The organism is Methylobacterium sp. Leaf113, assembly GCF_001423325.1.
Classification (GTDB): domain Bacteria; phylum Pseudomonadota; class Alphaproteobacteria; order Rhizobiales; family Beijerinckiaceae; genus Methylobacterium.
Genome location: NZ_LMNJ01000023.1, coordinates 116,124 through 138,736, shown reverse-complemented (window position 1 = coordinate 138,736; position 22,613 = coordinate 116,124). Strand labels below are relative to the sequence as shown.

The window sequence follows — 22,613 nt, the reverse complement described above, 5'->3', positions numbered from 1 at the left end:
CCTGGACCGGAGTCCCGGGAATCTGCATCGCCGCCCTTGTTTCGTGAGAACAAAACAGGTACATAATCGGCAACCGGGGCGCATTGAGCCTTGCACCTCCCCCATGCATAAGGATGCCGACGAATGGCCCAGCCCGCGCTGAAAGTTGTGGATTCCCCGATGGTGGATAAGGACAAGGCGAAGGCGATCGACGCCGCTCTGTCGCAGATCGAGCGGGCCTTCGGCAAAGGCTCGATCATGCGCCTTGGCAAGAACGACAAGGTCCAGGAAGTGGAGGTGGTCTCCACCGGCTCCATCGGGTTGGACATCGCGCTCGGCGTCGGCGGATTGCCGCGCGGCCGCGTCATCGAGATCTACGGGCCGGAATCCTCCGGCAAGACCACCCTTGCCCTGCACACCATCGCGGAGGCTCAGAAGAAGGGCGGCGTCTGCGCCTTCGTCGATGCCGAGCACGCCCTCGATCCGGTCTATGCGCGCAAGCTCGGCGTGCAGCTCGACGATCTCCTGATCTCGCAGCCCGATACCGGCGAGCAGGCCCTGGAGATCACCGATACGCTGGTGCGCTCCGGTGCCATCGACGTGCTGGTGGTCGATTCGGTGGCGGCCCTGACGCCGCGCGCCGAGATCGAGGGCGAGATGGGCGATTCGCAGCCCGGCCTTCAGGCCCGTCTGATGAGCCAGGCCCTGCGCAAGCTCACGGGCTCGATCTCGCGTTCGAAATGCATGGTCATCTTCATCAACCAGATCCGCATGAAGATCGGCGTGATGTATGGCAGCCCCGAGACCACCACGGGCGGCAACGCCCTGAAGTTCTACGCCTCGGTGCGCCTGGACATCCGCCGGATCTCGACCCTGAAGGATCGGGACGAGGCGATCGGCAACCAGGTTCGCGTCAAGGTCGTGAAGAACAAGGTCGCGCCGCCCTTCAAGCAGGTCGAGTTCGACATCATGTTCGGCGAGGGCGTCTCGAAGGTCGGCGAGTTGATCGACCTCGGGGTCAAGGCGGGCATCGTCGAGAAGTCCGGCGCGTGGTTCTCCTATGCCAGCCAGCGCCTCGGCCAGGGTCGTGAGAACTCGAAGGGGTTCCTGCGCGACAACCCCGAGATCGCCAACAAGATCGAAGCCTCGATCCGCCAGAATTCCGGACTGGTGGCCGAGAAGATCCTCGAAAACGCCAAGCCGACCGAGGACGACCTCGACGAGGGCGAAGCCTGAGATCAACGCCTCCGCCGTTCCCGCGGAGGCCGTCTGGATCAGCGAAAGGCCGCCGGACTTCGTCCGGCGGCCTTTCTCGTTCTCAAACCTGACCGGTCGGTTGGAAAAGACCCTCGCTCCCGTATGGGCGACGGTGTTCACCCACCCGTTTTCGCAAGCAGTGGCGTCCCTCTCCCCCTTGTAGGGGGAGGTTCGAAGTGGGGGTGGCTCCGCCAGCCTTCGCAGCACGCGGGTCGGCCGACCACCCCCACCTGCAACGCCCTTTGAGACGGGGGAATGCCATATCCGTGCGGGACAGAGACCCCGTGCTCGCCAGCAACCAGCCCTCTGAATGAAGCCACCATCGAACCCCGTAAGGCCTATCCGGGGGGAAGAACGTCGACCTGGATCGCCGCATAATAGGCGGCCAGATCGGCGATCTCGGTGTCGCTGAGCGGCTTGGCGACCACGTTCATGATCGCGTTGCGCCGGACACCGTCCCGATATTCCGTCAGCGCCTTGACGAGGTAGGGCTCGACCTGACCCGAGAGATTCGGCGCCTCGGGCAGCTTCGAGACCCCATCGAGGCCATGGCAGGTCTGACAGGCGATGGCGGCCTTGCGCCCGGCCTTGGCATCACCCGCCTGCGCCGCCGCCGGGAGCAGGACCGATGCGAGGAGGCCGAACAGGGCCGCGCCTAGGCCGGGGCGAGCCATCGTCACTGGCCCTCGTACGAGATGCGGTAGATCGCCCCCGCCGTGTCGTCGGCGACGAGGAGCGAGCCGTCGAGCAGGACAGCGACGTCGGCGGGACGGCCGAGATATTCACCGTCCGCCGTCAGCCAGCCCTCGGCGAAGGGCTTGGGCGTCCCGGCCTTGCCGTCCTTGTCGAGCGGCACGAACATGATCCGGGCTCCGATCGGCTGGGTCCGGTTCCAGGAGCCGTGCTCGGCGGTGAAGAGGCCGCCCTTGTAGGAATCCGGGAACTGGCGGCCGGTGTAGAAGGTCATGCCGAGATCGGCGGCGTGCGGCGGCAGTTCGGCCTGCGGAAACACCGCGTCCGTCGGCGGCGTCTCGTCCTTGTACTCGACGGTGCGGACATGCCCGCCGCCGAACCACGGGAAGCCGAAATTCTCGCCCGCCTTGGCGATGCGGTTCAGCTCACCGGGCGGGGTATCGTCGCCCATGCCGTCGACCTGATTGTCGGTGAACCACAGGGCCTTGTCGGCCGGGTTGAAATCCATCCCGACGGAGTTGCGGATGCCGGTGGCGTAGACCTCGCGGTTCTTGCCGTCCGCCTCCATGCGGATGATGCCGCCGATGCCCGTCCGCGCGTAGAGGTCGCGCTTGGCGGCCGGCGGCACGTTGTAGGGCTGACCGAGCGAGATGTAGGTCTTGCCGTCCGGTCCGACGCGGCACATCCGGGCCGTGTGGTTGTAGCTCTCCTCGGACGCCGGGATCAGCTCGCCCTGCTTGACCAGGATGCCGGCCGCCACGTCCGGGCTCTCGTAGAAGAACTCCGCCGCCGGGAACGACAGCACGCGGTTCTGCTCGACGATGGTGAGGACGCCGTCCTTCGAGAAGCAGACGCCGTTGGGGATCTTGAAGTCGATGCCCGGGGCGAAGGCCCGAACCTCGTCGGCGACGCGGTCCTTGTCGCGGTCGGTGACCGTGTAGACCTTGCTCTTGCGGGTGCCGACGAACAGCACGCCGGCATTGGGGCCGACCGCGATCGAGCGTGCATCCGGCACCACGGCGTAGAGGTCGATCTTGAAGCCCTCGGGCAGCTTGATCTTGGAGAGGGTCCGGCGCAGCGCGTCGGCGCGCCGGCCGGTCTGAGGAATTTCCGGCGCCTCCGCGGTTCCCGTGCTCTGCATGCCGGTCAGCGTTTCCAGCGCGTCGGCCTTGGTTTTCGTGTCGGCCGAGGAAGCGCCCTGCGCCAGGGCGCCGGCGGAGAGCGCCAGCCCGGCACAGCCGGCCAGCAGCGTCGCGGTGAGGACCGTTCGCATGGATGTTCTCCCGAACTCCGCCCGCATGGTCGGGGCGGTTGCCCCGACGATATGAGCCTCGCAGACGGGCCGGCAAGAGTCCGAGTTGCGGATCGGCGGCGGCCTTAGGGGGTGTAGGGCAGGAGCTTGATGAACAGGCCCCAGAGGATGAACAGGATGCCGATGATGGAGACGAACCAGATCAGGGACCGGACCTTCGGAATGCCGAAGCCGTAGACCGGCAGGTAGACCAGCCGGGCGAAGAAGTAGAGATACGCTCCGAGCACCACCGCGGTGTTGTGGCGGCCGGTCGCCACGCAGGCGAGGACCAGGGCGGCGAAGATCGGAAAGGTCTCGAAGAAGTTCTTCGACGCCTTCTCGAGGCGGCTCGCCGCGCCCGTCACCTCGGGAGTCTTGCCCTCGCGGTTGCCGGAGGCCCAGGCGAGCCCGCCGCGCTGCTGCACGCCGCTGGCGGAAGCGGCGATGATGTGGACCAGCCCGAGCAGGCAGGACCAGGCGAGAAGGCGGATTTCGACCGGCATAAAACGATGTCCCTGAGATCAGCGAAGACGTGTTCCTAGCTCGGCCCTGGGCAAAAACGAAACCCGGTCGTGACTTGCGCCGGAACGCTCCTTATGAGTGCGCCTGCGCGGCGGAGCCCCCGGACACGGGGTGTTCGGCGCGCAGCATCCCGCGCACCGGAGCATTCCGGCGCGTCGGCATGCCGGCGGCACCCTACGACAGAGTTGTGATGCGATGAGCGGCGTCAACGAGATCCGGTCGACCTTCCTCGACTACTTCGCGAAAGAGGGCCACGAAGTGGTGCCGTCCTCGTCGCTGGTGCCGCGCAACGACCCGACGCTGATGTTCACCAATGCCGGCATGGTGCAGTTCAAGAACGTCTTCACCGGCATCGAGAAGCGCCCCTACGACCGCGCGACGACGGCCCAGAAATGCGTCCGCGCCGGCGGCAAGCACAACGACCTCGACAATGTCGGCTACACCGCCCGGCACCACACCTTCTTCGAGATGCTCGGCAATTTCTCGTTCGGCGACTACTTCAAGCCGCGGGCGATCGAGCTGGCTTGGAACCTGATCACCCGGGAGTTCGGCCTGTCCAAGGACCGGCTCCTGGTGACGGTCTACGCCGACGACGACGAGGCCGCCGGGCTCTGGCGCAAGATCGCCGGGTTCTCGGACGACCGCATCATCCGGATCGGCACCTCCGACAACTTCTGGCAGATGGGCGATACCGGCCCGTGCGGCCCCTGCTCGGAGATCTTCATCGACCAGGGTCCGGACCTCAAGGGCGGCCCGCCCGGCTCGCCGGACGAGGACGGCGACCGCTTCCTCGAGTTCTGGAACCTCGTGTTCATGCAGTACGAGCAGGTCGAGCCGGGCAACCGCCTCGACCTGCCGCGCCCGTCCATCGACACGGGCCTCGGCCTGGAGCGCATGGCGGCGATCCTCCAGGGCGTGAAGAGCAACTACGACACCGATCTGTTCCGGGCGCTCATCGATGCGGTGGCCCACGCCGTCGGCCGTCCGCCCGAGCCCGGCACCGTCGCTTCCTACCGGGTCATCGCCGACCACCTGCGCGCCGCCTCCTTCCTGGTGGCGGATGGCGTGCTGCCGGGCAACGAGGGCCGCGGCTACGTCCTGCGCCGCATCATGCGTCGCGCCATGCGCCATGCGGAGCTGCTCGGCTCGCGCGAGCCGATGATGTACCGCCTGGTGCCGACGCTGCTGCGCGAGATGGGCCAGGCCTATCCCGAACTCACCCGCGCCGAGGGCCTGATCGGCGAGACCCTGCGCCTGGAGGAAACCCGGTTCCGCCGCACCCTGGAGCGCGGCTTGGCGATCCTCGATGCCGAGAGCCGGACCCTCGGCGCCGGCCAGAACCTCTCCGGCGAGACCGCCTTCACCCTCTACGACACCTACGGCTTCCCCCTCGACCTGACGCAGGATGCCCTGAAGGCGCGCGGCATCGGCGTCGACACAGACGCCTTCGGGCAGGCGATGGAGCGCCAGCGCAAGGCGGCGCGCGCCGCCTGGACGGGCTCCGGCGAGGCCGCCACCGAAACGGTCTGGTACGGCCTCAAGGAACGCGTCGGGGCGACCGAATTCCTCGGCTACGAGACCGAGAGCGCCGAGGGCATCGTCACCGCCCTCCTGCGCGACGGCGCCGAGACCGAGACCTTGAAGGCCGGCGAGACCGGCCTCGTCCTCGTCAATCAGACACCGTTCTACGCCGAGTCGGGCGGCCAGGTCGGCGACACCGGCACCCTCACGGGCGCGGGCCTGAAGGCGCGGGTGACGGCAACGGAGAAGAAGCTGGGCGACCTGTTCGTCCACCACGTCACGGTCGACGCGGGCAGCCTGTCGCCGAACCAGCCCGTGGAGCTGGCCGTCGACCACGCGCGCCGGGGAGCCATCCGCGCCAACCACTCGGCCACGCACCTGCTGCACGAGGCCCTGCGCCAGGTCCTGGGCGATCACGTCGCCCAGAAGGGATCGCTGGTTTCGGCCGACCGCCTGCGCTTCGATTTCAGCCATCCGAAGCCGATGGACGAGGCCGAGATCCGCGCCGTCGAGGACATCGCCAACGCGGTCCTGTTGCAGAACACCCCCGTGGTGACCAAGCTCATGGCGGTGGACGAGGCCATCGAATCCGGTGCGCGCGCGCTGTTCGGCGAGAAATACGGCGACGAGGTGCGGGTCGTCTCGATGGGCGCGCCGATCGCCGGCGAGGGCGGACGCACCAAGGCGTTCTCGGTGGAACTCTGCGGCGGCACCCATGCGGGCCGCACCGGTGACATCGGGCAGGTCTCGGTGGTGGGCGAGAGCGCGGTCGGCGCCGGCGTCCGCCGCATCGAGGCCCTGACGGCGGGGGCGGCGCGCCGCTACCGTGCCGAGGAGAGCCGGACCCTGGCGCAGGTCGCCGGCCTCCTCAAGGCGTCGGCCACCGACGTGCCGGATCGGCTCGCGGCGCTGCTGGAGGATCGTCGGCGGCTCGAACGTGATCTGACCGAGGCCCGCAAGAAGCTCGCCATGGGCGGCGGCGGCAGCGCCGGCGACGACGGGATCGTCGAGATCGGCGGCGTGAAGGTCATGGCGCGGGTGGTCGAGGGCGTCGAGATGCGCGACCTCAAGAGCCTCGCCGACGAGGGCAAGACCCGCCTGGGCTCCGGCATCGTCGCCATCGTGGGCGTCGCTCCGGATGGCAAGGCCGGCCTCGTGGTCGGCGTGACCCCGGACCTGACGGAGCGCTACGACGCCGTGGCCCTGGTCCGGGCCGGCGCCGGGCATCTCGGCGGCAAGGGCGGCGGGGGACGCCGCGACATGGCCCAGGCCGGGGGCCCCGAGGGCGCCGGTGCCGAAGCTGCCATCGCGGCGATCCGGTCCGCGCTCACGGCCTGATCGCACCGGACGCCGGCCCCTCGCGCCTGGGGCCGGGGCCGGACCGGGTGGGAGCGCTCAGTTCGCGCGTTTCCAGGTCTGGCTCTTGCAGAAGACGCTCATGACGCAACCCGAGACCTCGATCACGTCCGGGCTCTTGATGGTCATGGTACCGGCGTAGGTTTTGCCGTCCTTCGGGTTGTAGAGCGTTCCCTCGAAGCCGCTGCCGGCTGCCGTCCGGGTGTTCATGATCTGCACGCCGACGAGGCTGCGGGAGCGCAGCGACGGGTCCGGATTCTGCGCGTCGAGGCCCGGACCGGAGACGCTGGCCAGCACGCCGCAATAGCCGTTGCCGCACCGGCTGATCCGCACCTTCGAACCGCCGGTCTCCGTGAGCCAGAGCCCGGTCGGGTCGCGTCCCTGCTGCGCCAGCGCGGTGCCGCCGAGCATCAGCGTCACGGCCGCCGCCCAACCGGCGCGCTGCCAGATCCACCCTCTGGTCGTCATATCGAATGTCCCTCATCCCCCAGGTGATCGGGGCGAAGGCCATAGCGTGCCCGGTCCCGGCTTTCCAGAGCGTTGCGGTTCCACACCGCCAGCGATGGAGGCTGAGGCTCACCCTTTCTCATGATAGCGCCTCGCTCAGGGCAGCGCCCGGCCCAGGACGGCGCCCGCGTAGATCTCCGCGACCTCGCACAGCGGCAAGCCATCCTGGCGAAGCAGGAGCGCCTCGATCGCGAAGAGGGGATCGTCCGGGCCTACCGATTCCGGCCTGCCGGCACACGGCAGGAGGCGCAGGGCGAGGGTCTGCCGGGAAGGCGCCAGGGCGTGGACGACGCGGCCGAACGGCACTTCGCTCGTTTCCAGCATCCGGTTCATGTCGCGGGTCAGCCGGTCCGGAACGTACCAGTTGTCGGCCTCCGACAGGACGAGCGCTCCGCACGCGAGGCGCACCCGGCGATAGCGCACGAGGGCGTCCGGCGGCACCTTCAGGCGCGCGCGCATGGCGGGGCTCGCGGGGCGATCCGGGCCCGCAACGGCGTGGGCCACGAGGCCGGAGGCAGGCGCGAGGCCGCGTTCGCGGGACCAGTCCTCAAGAACCCGGGTGGCACTCGGACCGGCCAGCAGGCGGTCGCAGAGAACCTTCAGATCGGCCGACGCGGACCGGGCCGGGGCCGCTTCACCAGGAGGGAACGTCGCCATGAACACCGAACCACGTCCCATCCCATGACAGAACGCCGTGTCGTGGCCACCGCGCCCGCCTTACCCGTGCTGCCCCTGCGCCGTGCCATACGCAGCCGGACGGCGCCCGTCCATGTCGAAGCGCGCACCCATCACGAAGAACATCATGTCGAAGAAGGAAGATTTGGTGGAGCCTAACGGGATCGAACCGATGACCTCTTCCATGCCATGGAAGCGCTCTCCCAGCTGAGCTAAGGCCCCACTCTCAACACCCCGGCGTCTGGAACACACGGGGTGGTCGTTCGCACGGGCAGGGTCTGAACCGCGCCGGCGATGGCGGTGTATACTGGCGGTCGGGCCGCGCCTCAACCCCTATTTCGCGTCCGCGGCGCTTTCCTGCCGCGTCATCGTCCGGTGCCGTTGTGATGCGCCGCGCCGGCTCACGCCAACAGGCGCGATCCCGCAACCAGCCAGGAAAGATCAAGGCGATCCACCCGATCGGATGTCGGTGCGTCAAAACAAGATCAGGGCGTTCAGCAGCCCGGTGGGACGGGCGAGATTGGTGGAGCCTAACGGGATCGAACCGATGACCTCTTCCATGCCATGGAAGCGCTCTCCCAGCTGAGCTAAGGCCCCACTCTCAACACACCGGCGTCTGGAACACACGGGGTGGTCTTCGTCGTCGCCGGCCACGTTGGCCGCCGTCGATGGCGGTGATGTACTGGGGCTTGTCCGCCGCCTCAACCCCCTTTGTGCCCCGCCGGCAAACTTTTTTCGCGGCGGGGCTCGGCGGTCGTCGGACGAGACTCAGCTTTCCTCGTCGTTCTCGATGTCGCTGTCGATCAGGTCCGCGACGTCGTCGTCGCCGGTGTCCTCTTCCTCCAGGAAGGTGTCGTCGGCATCGTCGTTGCTGTCGCCATCCACGTCCTCGGTCGTGGTATCGGCATCGTCCTCGGCCGCTTCGACCTCATCCAGGGAGACGATCTCCGGACCACCCTTCTCGGCGTCCGTATCCTCGTCGTCGTCGGCCGGGACCGCGGCGGCGCGGGCCGCCAGGGCGGGAGCGGCGCGGCCGGAGGCCGCCGCCACCTGATAGATCGTCCCGCATTTCGGGCAGGTCGGCGGATCGTTGTCGAGGTCATAGAACTTGGCGCCGCAGCTCATGCATTGACGCTTCAAGCCGAGTTCCGGTCTGGCCACGGGTGAACCTCTAATACGTGCAATCTTTTGGGAGAGCGGCCCCGTTAGTCGCGTGGGACGCTCCTGTCAAATCCGCTCGATCACCGCGGCATGCCGGAGCGCGGCCGTGAACTTTTCCCGAGCGTTTTCGGATCCCCGGATCGCCACGCCGCAGGCCTCGGATGACGTCGGCACCCCCGCGTGTTAACCGGCGTCACAAAGGACGTGCAGGCCTGCGAAGGCCGGCGCGCCGCTGCCCAGCTGAAAAGTCGTTGCCCGTGTCCCATGATTCCGAGCCCCAGCCGCTGACCGCCCATGCGGGCCTGCCCCTGAAGGGCGGCCTGCGACCGCCCGGCGACAAGTCGATCTCGCACCGGGCGATGATCCTGGGCCTGCTCAGCATCGGCGAGACCAACGTTCGGGGCCTGCTCGAGGGCGACGACGTCCTGAGGACCGCCGCCGCCGCCAAAGCCCTGGGCGCCGACGTCGAGCGCGTCGGCGACGGGCTCTGGCGCGTGCGCGGGGTCGGCCTCGGGGGCATGTCCGATCCCGAGGAAGTCCTGGATTTCGGGAATGCCGGCACCGGCTCCCGGTTGATGATGGGTGTCGTCGGCGGCCAGCCGGTGACGGCGACGTTCGACGGCGATGCCTCCCTGCGCAAGCGGCCGATGCGCCGCATCCTGGACCCGCTCGTCCGCATGGGCGCCGAGGTGGTGAGCGAGGAGGCGGGCGGCCGCGTGCCCCTGACCCTGCGGGGCCCTCGCGAGGCGATCCCGATCACCTACGAGACCCCCGTGGCCTCGGCGCAGATCAAGTCGGCGGTGCTGCTCGCCGGGCTGAACGCGCCGGGCATCACCACGGTGATCGAGGCGGCGGCCACCCGGGATCATACCGAGCGCATGCTGCGCCTGTTCGGAGCCGAGGTCACCGTCACGCCGCACGGTCCCGAGGGCCATGGCCGTGCGATCGCCCTCACGGGCCAGCCGACCCTGCGCGGCACCAAGGTGATCGTGCCGGCCGATCCGTCCTCGGCGGCCTTCCCGCTGGTGGCGGCCCTGATCGTGCCCGGCTCCGAGGTGACGCTGGAGGGCGTGATGATGAACCCGCTGCGAATCGGGCTGATCACCACCCTGCTGGAGATGGGCGCCGATATCGAGCGCCTGCGCGAGCGGGAGGAGGGGGGCGAGACCGTGGCGGACCTGCGGGTGCGGGCGAGCCGCCTGCGGGGCGTCGATGTCCCCCCCGAGCGGGCGCCGGCGATGATCGACGAATATCCGGTGCTGGCGGTGGCGGCCGCCTTCGCCGAGGGCACGACCCGGATGCAGGGGCTCCATGAACTCCGCGTCAAGGAATCCGACCGCCTCGCCGCGGTGGCGGACGGCCTCAGCGCCAACGGCGTCGCCTATCTCGTCGAGGGCGACGATCTGATCGTCCATGGCACCGGTGAGCCGGCGCGCGGCGGCGGCACGGTGGCGACCCATCTCGACCACCGCATCGCCATGGCGTTCCTGGTGATGGGGCTCGCCACCCGCGAGCCCGTGACCGTGGATGACGGCGCGATGATCGCCACGAGTTTCCCGAGCTTCCTGCCGACGATGCAGGACCTCGGCGGCCGGATCGAAGGTTGAGCGCGATGTCGATGGTGATCGCGATCGACGGCCCGGCCGCTTCGGGCAAGGGTACCCTCGCCAAGCGCCTGGCCGAGCATTACGGCCTGCCGCATCTCGATACCGGCCTGCTGTACCGGGCGGTCGCCCTGACGGTGATCGATGCGGGCCGCAACCTGGACGACCATCAGGCCGCGGCGCGCGCCGCCTCCAGCCTGATCGCCGACCGCCTCGCGGACCCGCGCCTGCGCGAGCGTGCCATGGGCGAGGCAGCCTCCCGTATCTCGGCCGTTCCGGCCGTGCGCGCGGCGCTTCTCGCCTGGCAGCAGCGCTTCGCCGGCAACGCCAGCGGAGCGGTGCTCGACGGTCGCGACATCGGCACCGTGGTCTGCCCGAACGCGCAGGTGAAGCTGTTCATCACGGCCGCGCCCGAGGAGCGGGCCCGGCGCCGTCACCTGGAGTTGCTGCGACGGGGCGAGTCGGCCAGTCTCGGCGCCATCCTGGACGATATCGTGGCCCGGGACGCACGGGACGCGCAGCGGTCCACGGCGCCCCTCAAGGCTGCCGCCGACGCCGTCGTGCTCGACACCACGGACCTCGACGCCGACGAGGCTTTCGCGGCGGCGCGGGCCGTGGTCGACCGCGCCCGTCCGCACTGAACCTGCGCGACGGACGCCAAATCCCTCGCCGGACTACCGTCCGGCGAGGCGGACCGGCTCAGCCGCGCTGGTCGATCGGGGTGTATTCGCGCTTGTCCGGGCCGATATAGAGCTGGCGCGGACGGCCGATCTTCTGCGAGGGGTCCTCGATCATCTCGGCCCACTGGGCGATCCAGCCGGTGGTGCGGGCGAGGGCGAACAGCACCGTGAACATCGAGGTCGGGAAGCCCATCGCCTTGAGGGTGATGCCCGAATAGAAATCGATGTTCGGATAGAGCTTCTTCTCGATGAAGTAATCGTCCTTGAGGGCGATCTGTTCGAGCTGCACCGCGACTTCGAGCAGCGGATCGTCCTTGATGCCGAGCTGGCCCAGCACCTCGTGGGTGGTCTTCTGCATGATCCGGGCGCGCGGATCGTAGTTCTTGTACACCCGGTGGCCGAAGCCCATCAGGCGGAACGGATCGTTCTTGTCCTTCGCCTTGGCGACGTACTTGGCCACGTTCTCCGGATGGCCGATCTCCTCGAGCATCTTGAGGGCCGCCTCGTTGGCACCGCCATGGGCGGGCCCCCACAGGCAGGCGATGCCGGCGGCGATGCAGGCGAAGGGGTTGGCTCCCGACGACCCGGCCAGACGCACGGTCGAGGTCGAGGCGTTCTGCTCGTGATCGGCGTGCAGGATGAAGATCCGGTCCAGCGCGCGGGCGAAGATCGGATTGACCTTGAACTCCTCGCACGGCACCGCGAAGCACATCCGCAGGAAGTTCGAGGTGTAGTCGAGGTCGTTCTTCGGATAGACGAACGGCTGACCGATCGAATATTTGTACGCCATCGCCGCCAGGGTGGGCATCTTGGCAATCATCCGCATCGACGCGACCATGCGCTGCTGGTCGTCCGAGATGTCGGTCGAGTCGTGGTAGAACGCCGACAGGGCGCCGACGCAGGCGACCATGATCGCCATCGGGTGCGCGTCGCGGCGGAAGCCCTGGAAGAAGCGGTTCATCTGATCGTGCACCATGGTGTGGCGCGTGATCCGGTAGTCGAAATCGGCCTTCTGGGACGGGGTCGGCAATTCGCCGAACAGCATCAGGTAGCAGGTCTCGAGGAAGTCGCCGTTCTCGGCGATCTGCTCGATCGGATAGCCGCGATAGAGGAGAACACCCGCATCGCCGTCGATGTAGGTGATCTTCGACTCGCAGGAGGCGGTCGAGGTGAATCCGGGGTCGAAGGTGAACTTGCCCGTCTTGGCGTAGAGCTTGCCGATGTCGATGACATCGGGGCCAATCGTGCCGGTCTTGATGGGAAGCTCGACGTGGTCGTCGCCCACGGTGATCGTGCTGGAGGCGCTCATGGAGACCTGGACCCTTTCGTGACAGCGGGGCGGCGCCGGCCCGCGTGGCGATGCAGTCAGCCACCCGGATCCGGGGCGCAACTGCAGCCTATGCTGCACTTGCTCACACGAGCATGGGGGTAGCGGATCGGCGAACCGTCATCAACCGACGGTCCGCCTCTCACCGGCATCGAAGCGAAATCCAGGCCGATTTGTCATGCCTCGGCGCCCGGGGAACGCCTGGTCCGGTCACCGTTTCGGGATCGCCCTCAGCCCGTCTGGTCGCGGAGACGGCCGAGGCATTCCTCCCGCCCGAGCACCGCCATGACGTCGAAGACCGGCGGCGACGTGGCGCGGCCGGTCAGCGCCGCGCGGAGCGGCTGGGCGATCTGGCCGAGCTTCAGGCTCTCGGTCTCGGCGAAAAGCCGGACGGCGCCCTCGGTCGCCGCCGCACTCCAGTCCGGCAGTGCCTCCAGGGCCGGGACGAGGGCGGCGAGCCGCGCCCTGGCCTCCTCGCCGAGGAGCCCCTTGGCCTTCTCGTCGGGGACCAGGGGCCGGGCCGCGGTGAGGTAATAGGCGCTGTCGAGGAGTTCCACGAGGGTCTTGGCCCGCTCCTTCAGGCCCGGCATCGCGACCAGGAGTTTCTCGCGCAGGGCAGGTGCCAGCGGCACCGCGATGCCGCGGGCCGGCCCGAGCGCCGGAAGCACGTCCTCGATCGACCGGACGAGATCCGCATCCGCCGCGCCGCGGATGTAGAGACCGTTCAGGTTCTCCAGCTTGGCGAAGTCGAAGCGCGCCGGGGAGCGGCCGATCGCCTTCAGGTCGAAGGCCGCGATCATCTCATCGGTGGAGAAGACCTCCTGGTCGCCGTGGCTCCAGCCGAGGCGCACGAGGTAGTTGCGCAGCGCGCTCGGCAGGTAGCCGAGGTCGCGATAGGCATCGACCCCCAGCGCCCCGTGGCGCTTCGAGAGCTTGGCGCCGTCCGCCCCGTGAATCAGCGGAATATGCGCCATGGCGGGCGCCGCCCAGCCGAGGGCGTCGGAGATCTGGCGCTGGCGCGCCGCGTTGGTGAGATGGTCGTCGCCCCGGATCACCTGGGTCACGCCCATGTCGTGGTCGTCCACCACCACGGCGAGCATGTAGGTCGGGTTGCCGTCCGAGCGCAGCAGGACCAGATCGTCGAGGTCCTTGTTCTGCCAGACGACGCGGCCCTGAACGCCATCCTCGACCACGGTTTCGCCCTCGGTCGGCGCGCGCAGGCGGATCACCGGCTTGACCCCGGCGGGCGCGTCGGACGGATCGCGATCGCGCCAGCGGCCGTCGTAGCGCAATGGCCGGCCTTCGGCGCGCGCCGCCTCGCGCATCGCCGTCAACTCCTCCGGCGTGGCGTAGCAGCGGTAGGCGTTGCCGGTGGCCAGCAGGCTCTCGGCCGCCTCCCGGTGTCGGGCGGCCCGGGCATACTGATAGATGACGTCGCCGTCCCAATCGAGGCCGAGCCAGCGCATGCCGTCGAGGATCGCGTCGATGGCGCCCTGAGTCGAGCGTTCGCGGTCGGTGTCCTCGATGCGCAGCAGCATGCGACCGCCGAATCGGCGCGCATAAAGCCAGTTGAACAGGGCCGTACGGGCCCCGCCGATATGCAGGTAGCCCGTGGGCGAGGGGGCAAAGCGCGTGACGACGGCTGACGACATCAATCTGGACTTGAACTGCCTAGTGGAACAGGCGGGAAGCGGATCGACCGGCCTGGAGCGGCGCGTGTAGCATGCGCGACGCCCAGCGTTAAGAAATCGTCCCCTGGAAATCATGTCTTCCGAAATGGACTAAGGTCGCTGGCCCGACGGTGCGACCGGAAAGCGTGAACGATGGCGCAGGTGCGCGCGGCTGCAGCGGTGGGGCGATGGACGCGCCGCTTCGCCGTGCGCCGGGCGGTCTGGCGGCTCGTTGCGAACTGGGTCGGGGCCGGTTGGACCCGGGAGATCGAGCAGCGTCGCCTGTTCGCCTGGCTGGCGGTCGCCTTCGGGGCCGGCATCCTGGTCTTCTTCCTCGGGACGCAGGGCGCGCCGTCCCTCGCAGCCCCCCTCGTGGCGGCGGTGCTCCTCGGTGCCCTCACGCCCCTGCTGGTGGCGCGTCCGGTCGGGCTCGCGCTGGTTCTCGCCGGCATCGCCGCCCTCCTGGGCTTTGCCGCCGCGACGTTCCGCGTCCAGCAGGTCGCCGGCCCGATCCTCGCCCGGACGACGATCGCCCCGCTGGTCGGCACCATCGAGGGGCTGGACGAGCGGGAGGAGGGCGCGCGCCTGATCGTACGAGTGGAAAGCTTCGGGACCCTTGCCGACGCGGTGCGACCGAGGCGCGTGCGCGTCTCCTACCGCAAGGCCATCCTGCTGAAGCCGGGCGACCGGATCGCCGCGACCGCTCGCCTGCTTCCGCCCCCGGACGCGGCCCGCCCGGGCGGCTACGACTTCGCCCGCGACGCCTTCTTCCGACAGATCGGCGCGGTCGGCTCCCTCGTCGGCACGATCGAGCGGCGGCCGCCGGTCCTCCCGACGCCGTGGACTGACCGCCTCGCGGCCGCCGTCGACGACGCGCGCAACGCCCTCACGCGACGGATCACCGACGCCAATGGCGGGCAGGCGGGGGCGGTGGCGGCCGCGCTGGTCACCGGCAAGCGCGGCCTGATCAACAGCGACACCAACGACGTGCTGCGCGCGGCCGGGATTTATCACGTGGTCTCGATGTTGCGTGTTCGCCGGCAAATCTCGTAGGCCCAGGCTCCGGGCGATGGGTTGGGCTGGACCATGGACGACGATGACCACCGGGTTCCGATGACGAAGGAACCGCCTGCAATCGCCTATTCCTACCTCCGGCTCAGTTCGAAGAGGCAATCGAACCAAGCGGACAGCAAGAAATATCGCGACGGCTACCGCCGCCAGATCGAGTTGCGAGATGCGTACCTCGCAGAAAACCCGCACCTCACCCTCGATACCCAGTTCGTGCTGCACGACATCGGCCTCTCGGGTTGGACGGGAGCGAACTCGGACCCTGACGGCGACGGGAAGCTCGCGCTGTTCCTCGCCGAGGTCCGTGCGGGCCGCATCGCGGCCGGCAGCTACCTGCTGGTCGAGAGCCTGGACCGCATGTCGCGCCAGCAGGTGAACCTCGCCTTGGCGCTCCTCCTCGGCCTCGTGAACGCCGGCATCATCGTCGTGTCCCTGGTGGACGATCAGACGTACCGGGCGAGCGCGGCCCCGACCCAGTTCATGATCTCGATCATGAACCTCTCGCGGGCGCACGAGGAGTCCCAGATGAAGGCGTCGCGCCTGCGCGCGACCTGGGAGCAGAAGCGCAGGGTCGCGACCGAGCGAAAGCTCAGCGCACGCTGCCCGTCCTGGCTTGAGCTTGTCGACGGCGAATTCCGGCCGCGGGATGAACGGGTCGAGATCGTACGGGAGGTGCTGCGCCTCCTATCGGAAGGCTGGGGTCGGGACCGGATCGCGAGGGAGCTGAACGAACGGGGGGTGACCCCCTGGGGGGGCGCCGCGATCTGGCATGGCGGGACCGTGCAGAAGGTCACCGACGCACGGTCTTTGATCGGTGAGTTCCAGCCGCACAAGCTCGTCTACGAGGCCCGTAAGGGGATCATGGTCTCCAAGCGGGTGCCCGTAGGCGATCCGATCCCGGACTATTTCCCGCGCGTGGTGGATGACGACCTTTGGGACCTGGCACAGGCGGTCGCGGTCAAGCGCCGGCGGGGCAAGGCGCCGAACGCGGGAGGCCGGTTGGGCACCGTCGTCTCGAATTTGTTCGGTACGGTTGCCCACTGCGAGGTCTGCGGGCAGCGCATGGCGTACCGCGACCGGGGCCCGCGGTCGTTCCCGGTTTTGCGATGCTCCGGGGAAAGGGCGGGGGCATGCAGCAACGGCTTTCGCTACTTCTACCACGACAACGAAAACGCGATCCTCTCCTGGTTGGTGACGCTCGACCTCTCCGCCGGGGCCGCCGGCGAAGCCTCGCGTCTCGACGAGGAATTGAGGACGGAGGTCGCCAGGACCGAGACGCTCCAGGCCCAGGGCGAGGCCATCGTTCGCGAGGTCGGGGCGCAGACTCGTTTCGCCAGGGCGCCACTCGCCGAGATCGAGGAACGGATGGCCCGGTCCGAACAACGGATCGCCGAACTGCGCGCGAGGTTGGCAACCCTCAAGGCCACGGGCGGGAACGACGAGCGTCGCATGGCGGTCGCCCATCTCGTCGAGCTGTTTCGCGAGAAGGCGCCTCAGGCCAAGGTCTTCGCCGCACGGTCGCGCATCCGTCAGATCATCCGGGACACCTTCGAGACGATGCTGTGCCACCCGGACGGCACCATCGTCATCACCACCATCGACGGGCGTGAGCACCGGTTCCGGGATGGCTACTGGTGGTACGAGCCCGACGACATGTGGGTGCCGTGGGCGGGGGCCATGCTCGGGGCGGGCTACCAAGCCAACAAGGCTGAGCTCGCTCGCCGCGGGATCTGGCTGGCGGCTCATAGAAGGGCACGGGATGCAGGTCTGGCCGCCGGCACTGGCTTAGCGTCAAACCTGGTCAAATGAGGCCGGCGCATTGGAGCGCAGTTCGTGTTCTTAACTACCGGTTCGACGTGTGACTTCTAGAATTCACACGTCGAACCGGTAGTTAAGGCGCACGGCAAAATTCTTAATTAGCACAGTCGCTTAGTCCTTATTGCGTCCTGTTGATCGGCAAAGGGATCTCCAACGAACGGGGAGACCGCCTAGGACCTAGGGTTTCCCCCGGTTGTCGGGCGGCTGCCACCCCCCTGCCTCAAGCCTCGTTCTGGTGACTTTCCAGCGATGGTGACACCCTCCTTGCCACGGTACTCTCAGTGGATTCGGGTGACGGTAATGACTTCGACATTGAAGCGGCTTGCCAGGAGCAGCGAGCCTTCGTCCTTCGACGCCACGCCACTGGACCCAGTGGTCGACGAGGGCATACGGACTTTCAAGCCCACCCGGCATACGCCGTTCGTGCCCGTCCCGCGCGGTAATCGCGAGCCGGCGTTCGGTTCCGTCGACGATCCGACCGTCCTCCGGGACCTCGCCTTGGGCGGGCACGGATGGTTGCACCGCGATGGGCGCCTCGTCTCGAACGGTTCGCTTTACGGGGCCTCCGCGCTTCGTGCGCTCCCCGAGACGGCCGTCGTCCTGGAACGCCTCGACGGCGAGCTCATCGAGGTCAAGGCCGCTCGTCAACGGGAGTGGGACGTCGCCCTGGCCGATCACGTGGCCGGCGGAGGGACCGAGGACGACTTCCATGATGACCACGCAACGCAGGAATTGAGCGAGCGCATCGACGAGGACAATCCGGACCCGGACATCAAGCGCGCGCTCGAAAACGTGGGATGGGTCGCGGTCACCCTTCGGCGGGATTACGGTACCAAGGAAGTCGTCTGCGATTTCGACCGCAAGGATGTCCCGGTGTTCGAGGATCACCTGCGGAAGATCGCCGGGCATTTCCAATGCCGGCTGGACGGTACGGTGAAGCACTCCGTCGATTTGGATCAGGCGGACGAAGACGACCTGGGGCGCAATCCGGCCCCATGACGTTCTAGGTAGCCTTCCGCCGGTTCTCGTAAACCAAGATTACGGGCGAAAGCTGCCGAATGCCGGCGGCATCCGACGTCTTGAAGGTTGCGTAACGCGGACGTGGGCATCTGCATCTCGCCATCGAGATGGGGATGCCCGTGCCTGACGACGCCTTCGAGATCGAGATACCCGATGTTGGTCCGCGACGCGCGATCCAGCCGGTCTACGTCCCTCCGGTCGATCCCGAGCGACCGGCCGCGAAGCGGTGGATAGCGGCGTCGGGCTTCGAGACGTTTGAAGGGCCGCCGGCCCCGAGCGGTCCGGCCGAGGCGACCGAGAGGGCCCTCCGCACCGCGGCGGCATGGACGAGCGAGGCCTTGGCATCCGCAAAGCCCGGCGACGAGGCGTTGCCGGACAGGGCGGCACACCTGCATACGCTCGCCGCGGATCTGCGACGCGAGTCCGGAGCTTGGGCCGCATGCACCGAGAACTACCATGCGCTGACCCGACACCATCTCGCGCGGCGCGAGATGAGGATGGCCATGGCCTCCATGAACCGATTGGTCGCCGTCTCAAGCCACTCGAAGACGGCTGCCGACCGCATCGACGCGGATATCCTGGCATCGCAGGTCTATTGCGCGTTCGATGACTTCGCCGCGGCGAGCGCGGCGATGACGCGCGCTGCCGTCCTGGCCGTAAGGCAGGCCGATCTCAAGGGCCTCGAACGGATCTCCGCCGCCGTCGGCGCGATCCACGATGCCACGGTATCGTTCTCCGCCCGCGAGGGGGAAGCGGCGGCATGCAAATGCGGCAGTGCCCTTCGATACGAAGCCTGCTGCAAGAAGGCGGATCGGCCGCCGGCCGAGTTCCTGTCCCGTGCCGTGGGAGTGAAGTCGTCCACGATGCGTCCGGCGAGCAGCCCCTGGCTGTCCGTCGCCAGGGACGGTCTGGACGTCTTCATGGAGCGCCCGCTTACATCCGGTGAAACGCCTTATTGGGTTTCGCATGTGATCGAGAACGGTCGCAATGTCCTCGTGACGCTCCCGAACTGGACGGGCCGGGCGATGACGGCCGCCAGGGCGATGCAGCAATACTCACTGGATCATCCCGACGGGTTTGAAGGGCCGACCTCGACCGTCCTGCAGGTGCACTGCGCACTCGAAGCGTTCATCAACGGCGCCCTGTACTTCATCTCCGATGAGGATGAAGGACAGTGGGAGGGCCGGCTTATCGAACAGCGGCTCGACAAGACCAAGCGAAAGAACGCAGGCGCCTTGGCTTTGCGCTGGGAGCAGGTCGGAGAAGGCGTGCTCGGGAAGGATTGGGTCGCCCGAAATCGGCTCGACGACCTTTCGCTGTTCGCGAGTCTGCGTGCTGCGTTGGTGCACTACAAGGAAGATAACATCGAGCAGATCTTCCCGGAGCCGGACATCGCTCACGAGTTCATCGCGGCGTTCAAGGACCATAGGGATTTCCAGGTTCCAGGTGCGATGCATCCCGGAGTTGGACCGTGGGTCGACAGACTCCTGACACCTCACCTCGCGGGTTGGGCCGTTGCGCTGGGTGAGGAGTTGATCGCTTCTTTCCGGAACGCCTGGCATGAGGCGGGCGAGCGTTACGACCGCGAGGTCGGGTACGATCCCGGCGATGCCGACGACGGTCCCGATGCAGGATGGGACGAGATGAGAAGCGCCTGACGGCGGGACATGTCGCCGTCCTCGGTCGCTTGCCCGGGAGCGATACGGACCGGCCATGCATGCAACCGGTACGGCGACCGATGACGGCCGGCTCGACGAGCATTGGCCCGGAAGGCGATCCTTCCGGGCCAATGCTCCTACCCTCAAGTCGCCGAGGGCGTGCGTCGGGGTCGAGCGGCGCGACGCGACAACCATCGCGCGTAGGTACGACGGCTAGTCGCCTCACGCTTCGTAAGAAAGTTTTTCGCCCAGGCCTCATGGGGTCGCGAGAGCTCGGGCAGGGCGCCGAACCGTTCGGGTGCCTGGGCCGCGAGGGTTTCGGCGATGGAGACCCATTCCTCGGTCCGGAGCATTTGGGCAGGCCGGTACACCCAGTGCGATTGGCATCCGCCGAACGTTTGCGAAAGATGGTTCCAGGAAGTGCCGGTCAGAAGCGCCATCACGATGACCTCGACGGTCAGTCTGGGATCGGGGTTCGTCATGGCCCAGCGCCTTCCGGTAGCCGCGGGCAACAGGTGGCGAACCGCCTCCCAGTCGGCGTCGGTGACGAAGGCGTGTCCGCCGGCATACCTCGCCTTCTGGTCGAGGCTTACGCTTGAGATACGCTCCCGGCCCCGGGTGCGCTGGTACGCACCCGTGAGGACGCGCTCCGCCGTGGGCCGTTCGACGACCGCGCCTTCGATGTGGATCATCGACCCCAGACGAAGGGTGACGGAGGCATCGAACCGACCACGGCCGGCCCAGGTCAGGTCGATGCGCGAGACGACCTGCCTGATCGTTGCGGCAACCCTCAGTCCGGCCTCGTCGAGAAGGCGGATGGGGCCCTTGAGGGGCAAAGCCTGGACCGCATCGCGAAGCGCCGTCATCTTGCCCTTGTCGACCTGGGCGACGGCCCTGTTCGCAGGTGTCGCGGCAAGCTCTCGCTCGGCCGCCTCCAAGTCCCATTCGAGTGTCTTTCGCGCGTTCTCGATCCGGGATTCGCTGAAGCCCTTCGTGACGGCACGGTCGAACGATGCCGTCCACTTTCGTGTAAGGACGTCCACACGACGCTGGCGTGCGGCCCTGAGATCCGTCAGGCGCTCATCGGCCTGACCCCTCTCGGCATTGTATGCCTCCACGTAGGCCTCGACGTACGAAGCGTGCTGAAGCTCGTTTGCGATGAGGTGAAGCACGATGGTGTCGAGGCCATTGACGGAAAACATCTTAGCGAAGTCGCAACCCACCGCGTCCTTGCTCTTGTAGCAATGCCACTGCTTGTGACGGGCGGGTCCTGCGACGTGCATGACATTATCGCACTTGGGGCACCTGACACGCCCCGAGAGCAGATAGGAAGGCCTCTCGTCCGTGGTGCGCTCGGGAACGACGGCGCGTTGGAGCTCGACCGCCCGCGCACGGTCCCACAGGTCCTGATCGACGATGCGTGCGCCGGGCACCTCCGCCACGATCCAGTTGGATCGAGGATTGGCGTGGACCGAACGTACGCCGGTTTCGGTGTCCTTCAGGATCTTGTGGCGGCCATAGACCAGCATCCCCCTGTAGCGGTCGTTGTTCAGGATGCCCTTCACCGTCTGGTGCACGAATTGCCGCCCCGCAACGCCCTTGAAGCCCTCTTGGTTGAGGATCTTGCTGATTGAGTTACGACCGATGCCTTCGGCGCGCATCTCGAAGACGCGAACGATGGCCGCCGCGGCTGCGGGGTCGATGTCGAGCACGCCGGGTTGACCGGGGACCTTGACGTAACCGAAGCAGGGACCGCTGGGAAACTTGCCCTCGCGTGCCATGTCCCGGATGCCGAATTGCGTGCGTTCGCAGGTCACCCTCCTGGTTTCGTCTCCCATGACGGCCTGGAAGGCGAGATCGATGAGGGAGAGGGGACCGCGTCCGGGCACATGCACGGAAACGCCCGCACGCTGGAGCTTCTTGAAAACGGTACCGGCGATGCCGAGATCGCGGGCGAGACGGTCGACGTGTTCGAGGGCCACGCCTTCGAACATCCCGGCCTTGGCATCGCGGACCATCTCTTCGAGGCCGTGGCGCCCCACGGTGGTTGCACCACTGATGGCTTCATCGAAGTAGATCTTGTAGATCTTTTTTCCGATCAGCTGGGCGTAGGCCTCGCAGGCCTCGATCTGGCGCTCGATGCTCAGGACGTTCTGGCCGGCGGTGCTGTATCGAGCGTAGACGGCGATGAAGTCCATGTTGGGACCCTTGGGAATGGGTGCCCTGGTGGGGCTCGCACTGAGCGAGGCCAGAAGTGCCCGGTCGGTAGACCTGGCGATGCGATCTGAATTGTAGTCCATGGGAATGGCTCCGCACGTCCGCCGGACCCATCAGGTCGCTCGGCGGCCCGGCCCGCAGGGGCCGTATGATTTTGGGAAGGGTTGGTATTCGGGGGACCGGAGTCGCGAGCGTCACGCGTCGTCGACGGTGCCCCCGGAGGGGGCTAGACCGGCTGGCTGGCCACCGCCCGCGCCACGGTCACTGGGACCGGTGCGGGCGGGGTGGCTGGTCGAAAGGTCTTCATGGCGCCTGGGAAGTCCTGTTGTTGACCTCAGCAGGATCCCAGAAAGCCCCCGGCGATGCAATGTAACCGCCCGATTCAAGCCAACCAGATAATAGCCAGCAATATCAGTGCGTTATGCTAAAAACCGGCGGGATTTCCCACAGCCAATGCAGGTCGCTCGAACCAGGGACTCCGCGGATAAACATGGAATTCGCGCCTTTGACTTGTTTCTACTGTTCAATCCCGATGTCGCGGGTTCGACTTGCTTGCGAAATTCCGGGCGTCGACGTTCGCCATGAGACG

The 22,613-nt window shown here is 67.6% G+C and carries 16 protein-coding genes, 2 tRNA genes and 1 pseudogene; 8 read left to right on the top strand and 11 right to left on the bottom strand.

All coding sequences use genetic code 11. The annotated features are described in order from the left end of the window. Positions 1-123 precede the first annotated feature (123 nt). Positions 124-1,215 carry a recombinase RecA gene (gene recA, locus ASF60_RS14635; RefSeq protein WP_056186188.1) on the top strand — a complete coding sequence of 364 codons (1,092 nt, stop codon included), beginning with the start codon at positions 124-126 and terminating at the stop codon, positions 1,213-1,215. 359 nt (positions 1,216-1,574) lie between these two features. Here the strand turns inward: recA and ASF60_RS14630 are convergent, their stop codons facing one another. The 3 genes from ASF60_RS14630 to ASF60_RS14620 all read right to left on the bottom strand — a co-directional run bounded on the left by ASF60_RS14630 (position 1,575) and on the right by ASF60_RS14620 (position 3,723). Next, entirely contained in the window at positions 1,575-1,910 is a 336-nt protein-coding gene (locus tag ASF60_RS14630; protein ID WP_056186184.1) for a c-type cytochrome, read from the bottom strand. A 2-nt stretch (positions 1,911-1,912) separates the two neighbouring features. Continuing rightward, the gene (locus tag ASF60_RS14625) at positions 1,913-3,202 is read right to left on the bottom strand and encodes a PQQ-dependent sugar dehydrogenase (protein ID WP_056186181.1); all 1,290 of its coding nucleotides are present in this window, start codon (positions 3,200-3,202) and stop codon (positions 1,913-1,915) included. A 104-nt stretch (positions 3,203-3,306) separates the two neighbouring features. Beyond that, positions 3,307-3,723 (bottom strand): MAPEG family protein, encoded by a 417-nt coding sequence (locus tag ASF60_RS14620; protein WP_056186178.1) that lies wholly within the window; start codon positions 3,721-3,723, stop codon positions 3,307-3,309. A gap of 214 nt (positions 3,724-3,937) precedes the next feature. Between ASF60_RS14620 and alaS the strand changes: the two genes are divergently transcribed. Next, a complete protein-coding gene (gene alaS, locus ASF60_RS14615) occupies positions 3,938-6,601 on the top strand; it encodes an alanine--tRNA ligase (RefSeq protein WP_056186175.1) in 2,664 nt (887 codons plus the stop codon). Between the two features lie 57 nt (positions 6,602-6,658). Here alaS and ASF60_RS14610 read toward each other — a convergent pair whose 3' ends face one another. The 5 genes from ASF60_RS14610 to ASF60_RS14590 form a co-directional block, all read right to left on the bottom strand. Next, entirely contained in the window at positions 6,659-7,087 is a 429-nt protein-coding gene (locus ASF60_RS14610) for a DUF2147 domain-containing protein (RefSeq protein WP_056186172.1), read from the bottom strand. A gap of 135 nt (positions 7,088-7,222) precedes the next feature. After that, positions 7,223-7,783: a hypothetical protein gene (locus ASF60_RS14605; RefSeq protein ID WP_056186604.1), complete on the bottom strand. Its 561-nt coding sequence runs from the start codon at positions 7,781-7,783 to the stop codon at positions 7,223-7,225. Between the two features lie 164 nt (positions 7,784-7,947). Continuing rightward, positions 7,948-8,023 (bottom strand) — tRNA-Ala (locus tag ASF60_RS14600). A 299-nt stretch (positions 8,024-8,322) separates the two neighbouring features. Beyond that, positions 8,323-8,398 (bottom strand) — tRNA-Ala (locus tag ASF60_RS14595). 171 nt (positions 8,399-8,569) lie between these two features. Then, on the bottom strand, positions 8,570-8,962 hold the full coding sequence (locus ASF60_RS14590; RefSeq protein WP_082503635.1) for a TIGR02300 family protein: 393 nt from the start codon (positions 8,960-8,962) through the stop codon (positions 8,570-8,572). A gap of 257 nt (positions 8,963-9,219) precedes the next feature. On the opposite strand from ASF60_RS14590, the gene aroA reads away from it, so the two are divergent. Continuing rightward, positions 9,220-10,569, top strand: a complete 1,350-nt coding sequence (aroA, locus tag ASF60_RS14585; RefSeq protein WP_056186602.1) for a 3-phosphoshikimate 1-carboxyvinyltransferase — start codon at positions 9,220-9,222, stop codon at positions 10,567-10,569. 5 nt (positions 10,570-10,574) lie between these two features. Then, positions 10,575-11,207: a (d)CMP kinase gene (gene cmk, locus ASF60_RS14580; protein WP_056186166.1), complete on the top strand. Its 633-nt coding sequence runs from the start codon at positions 10,575-10,577 to the stop codon at positions 11,205-11,207. A gap of 58 nt (positions 11,208-11,265) precedes the next feature. Here the strand turns inward: cmk and gltA are convergent, their stop codons facing one another. Both gltA and gltX read right to left on the bottom strand, forming a co-directional pair. Then, positions 11,266-12,555 (bottom strand): citrate synthase, encoded by a 1,290-nt coding sequence (gltA, locus tag ASF60_RS14575; protein ID WP_056186163.1) that lies wholly within the window; start codon positions 12,553-12,555, stop codon positions 11,266-11,268. A gap of 248 nt (positions 12,556-12,803) precedes the next feature. After that, complete coding sequence (gene gltX / locus ASF60_RS14570; protein ID WP_056186160.1) at positions 12,804-14,225, bottom strand: glutamate--tRNA ligase; 1,422 nt, start codon at positions 14,223-14,225, stop codon at positions 12,804-12,806. Between the two features lie 171 nt (positions 14,226-14,396). Between gltX and ASF60_RS14565 the strand changes: the two are divergent. The 4 genes and pseudogenes from ASF60_RS14565 to ASF60_RS14550 all read left to right on the top strand — a co-directional run. Beyond that, positions 14,397-15,269, top strand: a pseudogene (locus ASF60_RS14565) (ComEC/Rec2 family competence protein); the annotation flags it as partial. A 60-nt stretch (positions 15,270-15,329) separates the two neighbouring features. Then, on the top strand, positions 15,330-17,120 hold the full coding sequence (locus ASF60_RS14560; RefSeq protein WP_056186158.1) for a recombinase family protein: 1,791 nt from the start codon (positions 15,330-15,332) through the stop codon (positions 17,118-17,120). 309 nt (positions 17,121-17,429) lie between these two features. Next, positions 17,430-18,128, top strand: a complete 699-nt coding sequence (locus ASF60_RS14555) for a hypothetical protein (protein WP_156634118.1) — start codon at positions 17,430-17,432, stop codon at positions 18,126-18,128. A 140-nt stretch (positions 18,129-18,268) separates the two neighbouring features. Next, complete coding sequence (locus ASF60_RS14550) at positions 18,269-19,807, top strand: hypothetical protein (RefSeq protein ID WP_156634116.1); 1,539 nt, start codon at positions 18,269-18,271, stop codon at positions 19,805-19,807. A gap of 143 nt (positions 19,808-19,950) precedes the next feature. Here ASF60_RS14550 and ASF60_RS14545 read toward each other — a convergent pair whose 3' ends face one another. Further along, positions 19,951-22,107, bottom strand: coding sequence for a recombinase family protein (locus ASF60_RS14545; protein ID WP_082507966.1), 2,157 nt, complete (start codon positions 22,105-22,107; stop codon positions 19,951-19,953). Positions 22,108-22,613: the final 506 nt, after the last annotated feature.

What these genes read in the sequence shown, in the direction of transcription:
- ASF60_RS14625 (WP_056186181.1), bottom strand. Translation starts at nt 3,202, where the DNA reads ATGCGAACGGTCCTCACCGCGACGCTGCTGGCCGGCTGTGCCGGGCTG.
- ASF60_RS14545 (WP_082507966.1), bottom strand. Translation starts at nt 22,107, where the DNA reads ATGGACTACAATTCAGATCGCATCGCCAGGTCTACCGACCGGGCACTT.
- gltX (WP_056186160.1), bottom strand. Translation starts at nt 14,225, where the DNA reads ATGTCGTCAGCCGTCGTCACGCGCTTTGCCCCCTCGCCCACGGGCTAC.
- alaS (WP_056186175.1), top strand. Translation starts at nt 3,938, where the DNA reads ATGAGCGGCGTCAACGAGATCCGGTCGACCTTCCTCGACTACTTCGCG.
- cmk (WP_056186166.1), top strand. Translation starts at nt 10,575, where the DNA reads ATGTCGATGGTGATCGCGATCGACGGCCCGGCCGCTTCGGGCAAGGGT.
- ASF60_RS14560 (WP_056186158.1), top strand. Translation starts at nt 15,330, where the DNA reads ATGGACGACGATGACCACCGGGTTCCGATGACGAAGGAACCGCCTGCA.
- recA (WP_056186188.1), top strand. Translation starts at nt 124, where the DNA reads ATGGCCCAGCCCGCGCTGAAAGTTGTGGATTCCCCGATGGTGGATAAG.
- ASF60_RS14555 (WP_156634118.1), top strand. Translation starts at nt 17,430, where the DNA reads ATGACTTCGACATTGAAGCGGCTTGCCAGGAGCAGCGAGCCTTCGTCC.
- ASF60_RS14610 (WP_056186172.1), bottom strand. Translation starts at nt 7,087, where the DNA reads ATGACGACCAGAGGGTGGATCTGGCAGCGCGCCGGTTGGGCGGCGGCC.
- ASF60_RS14605 (WP_056186604.1), bottom strand. Translation starts at nt 7,783, where the DNA reads ATGGCGACGTTCCCTCCTGGTGAAGCGGCCCCGGCCCGGTCCGCGTCG.
- ASF60_RS14620 (WP_056186178.1), bottom strand. Translation starts at nt 3,723, where the DNA reads ATGCCGGTCGAAATCCGCCTTCTCGCCTGGTCCTGCCTGCTCGGGCTG.
- gltA (WP_056186163.1), bottom strand. Translation starts at nt 12,555, where the DNA reads ATGAGCGCCTCCAGCACGATCACCGTGGGCGACGACCACGTCGAGCTT.
- ASF60_RS14630 (WP_056186184.1), bottom strand. Translation starts at nt 1,910, where the DNA reads ATGGCTCGCCCCGGCCTAGGCGCGGCCCTGTTCGGCCTCCTCGCATCG.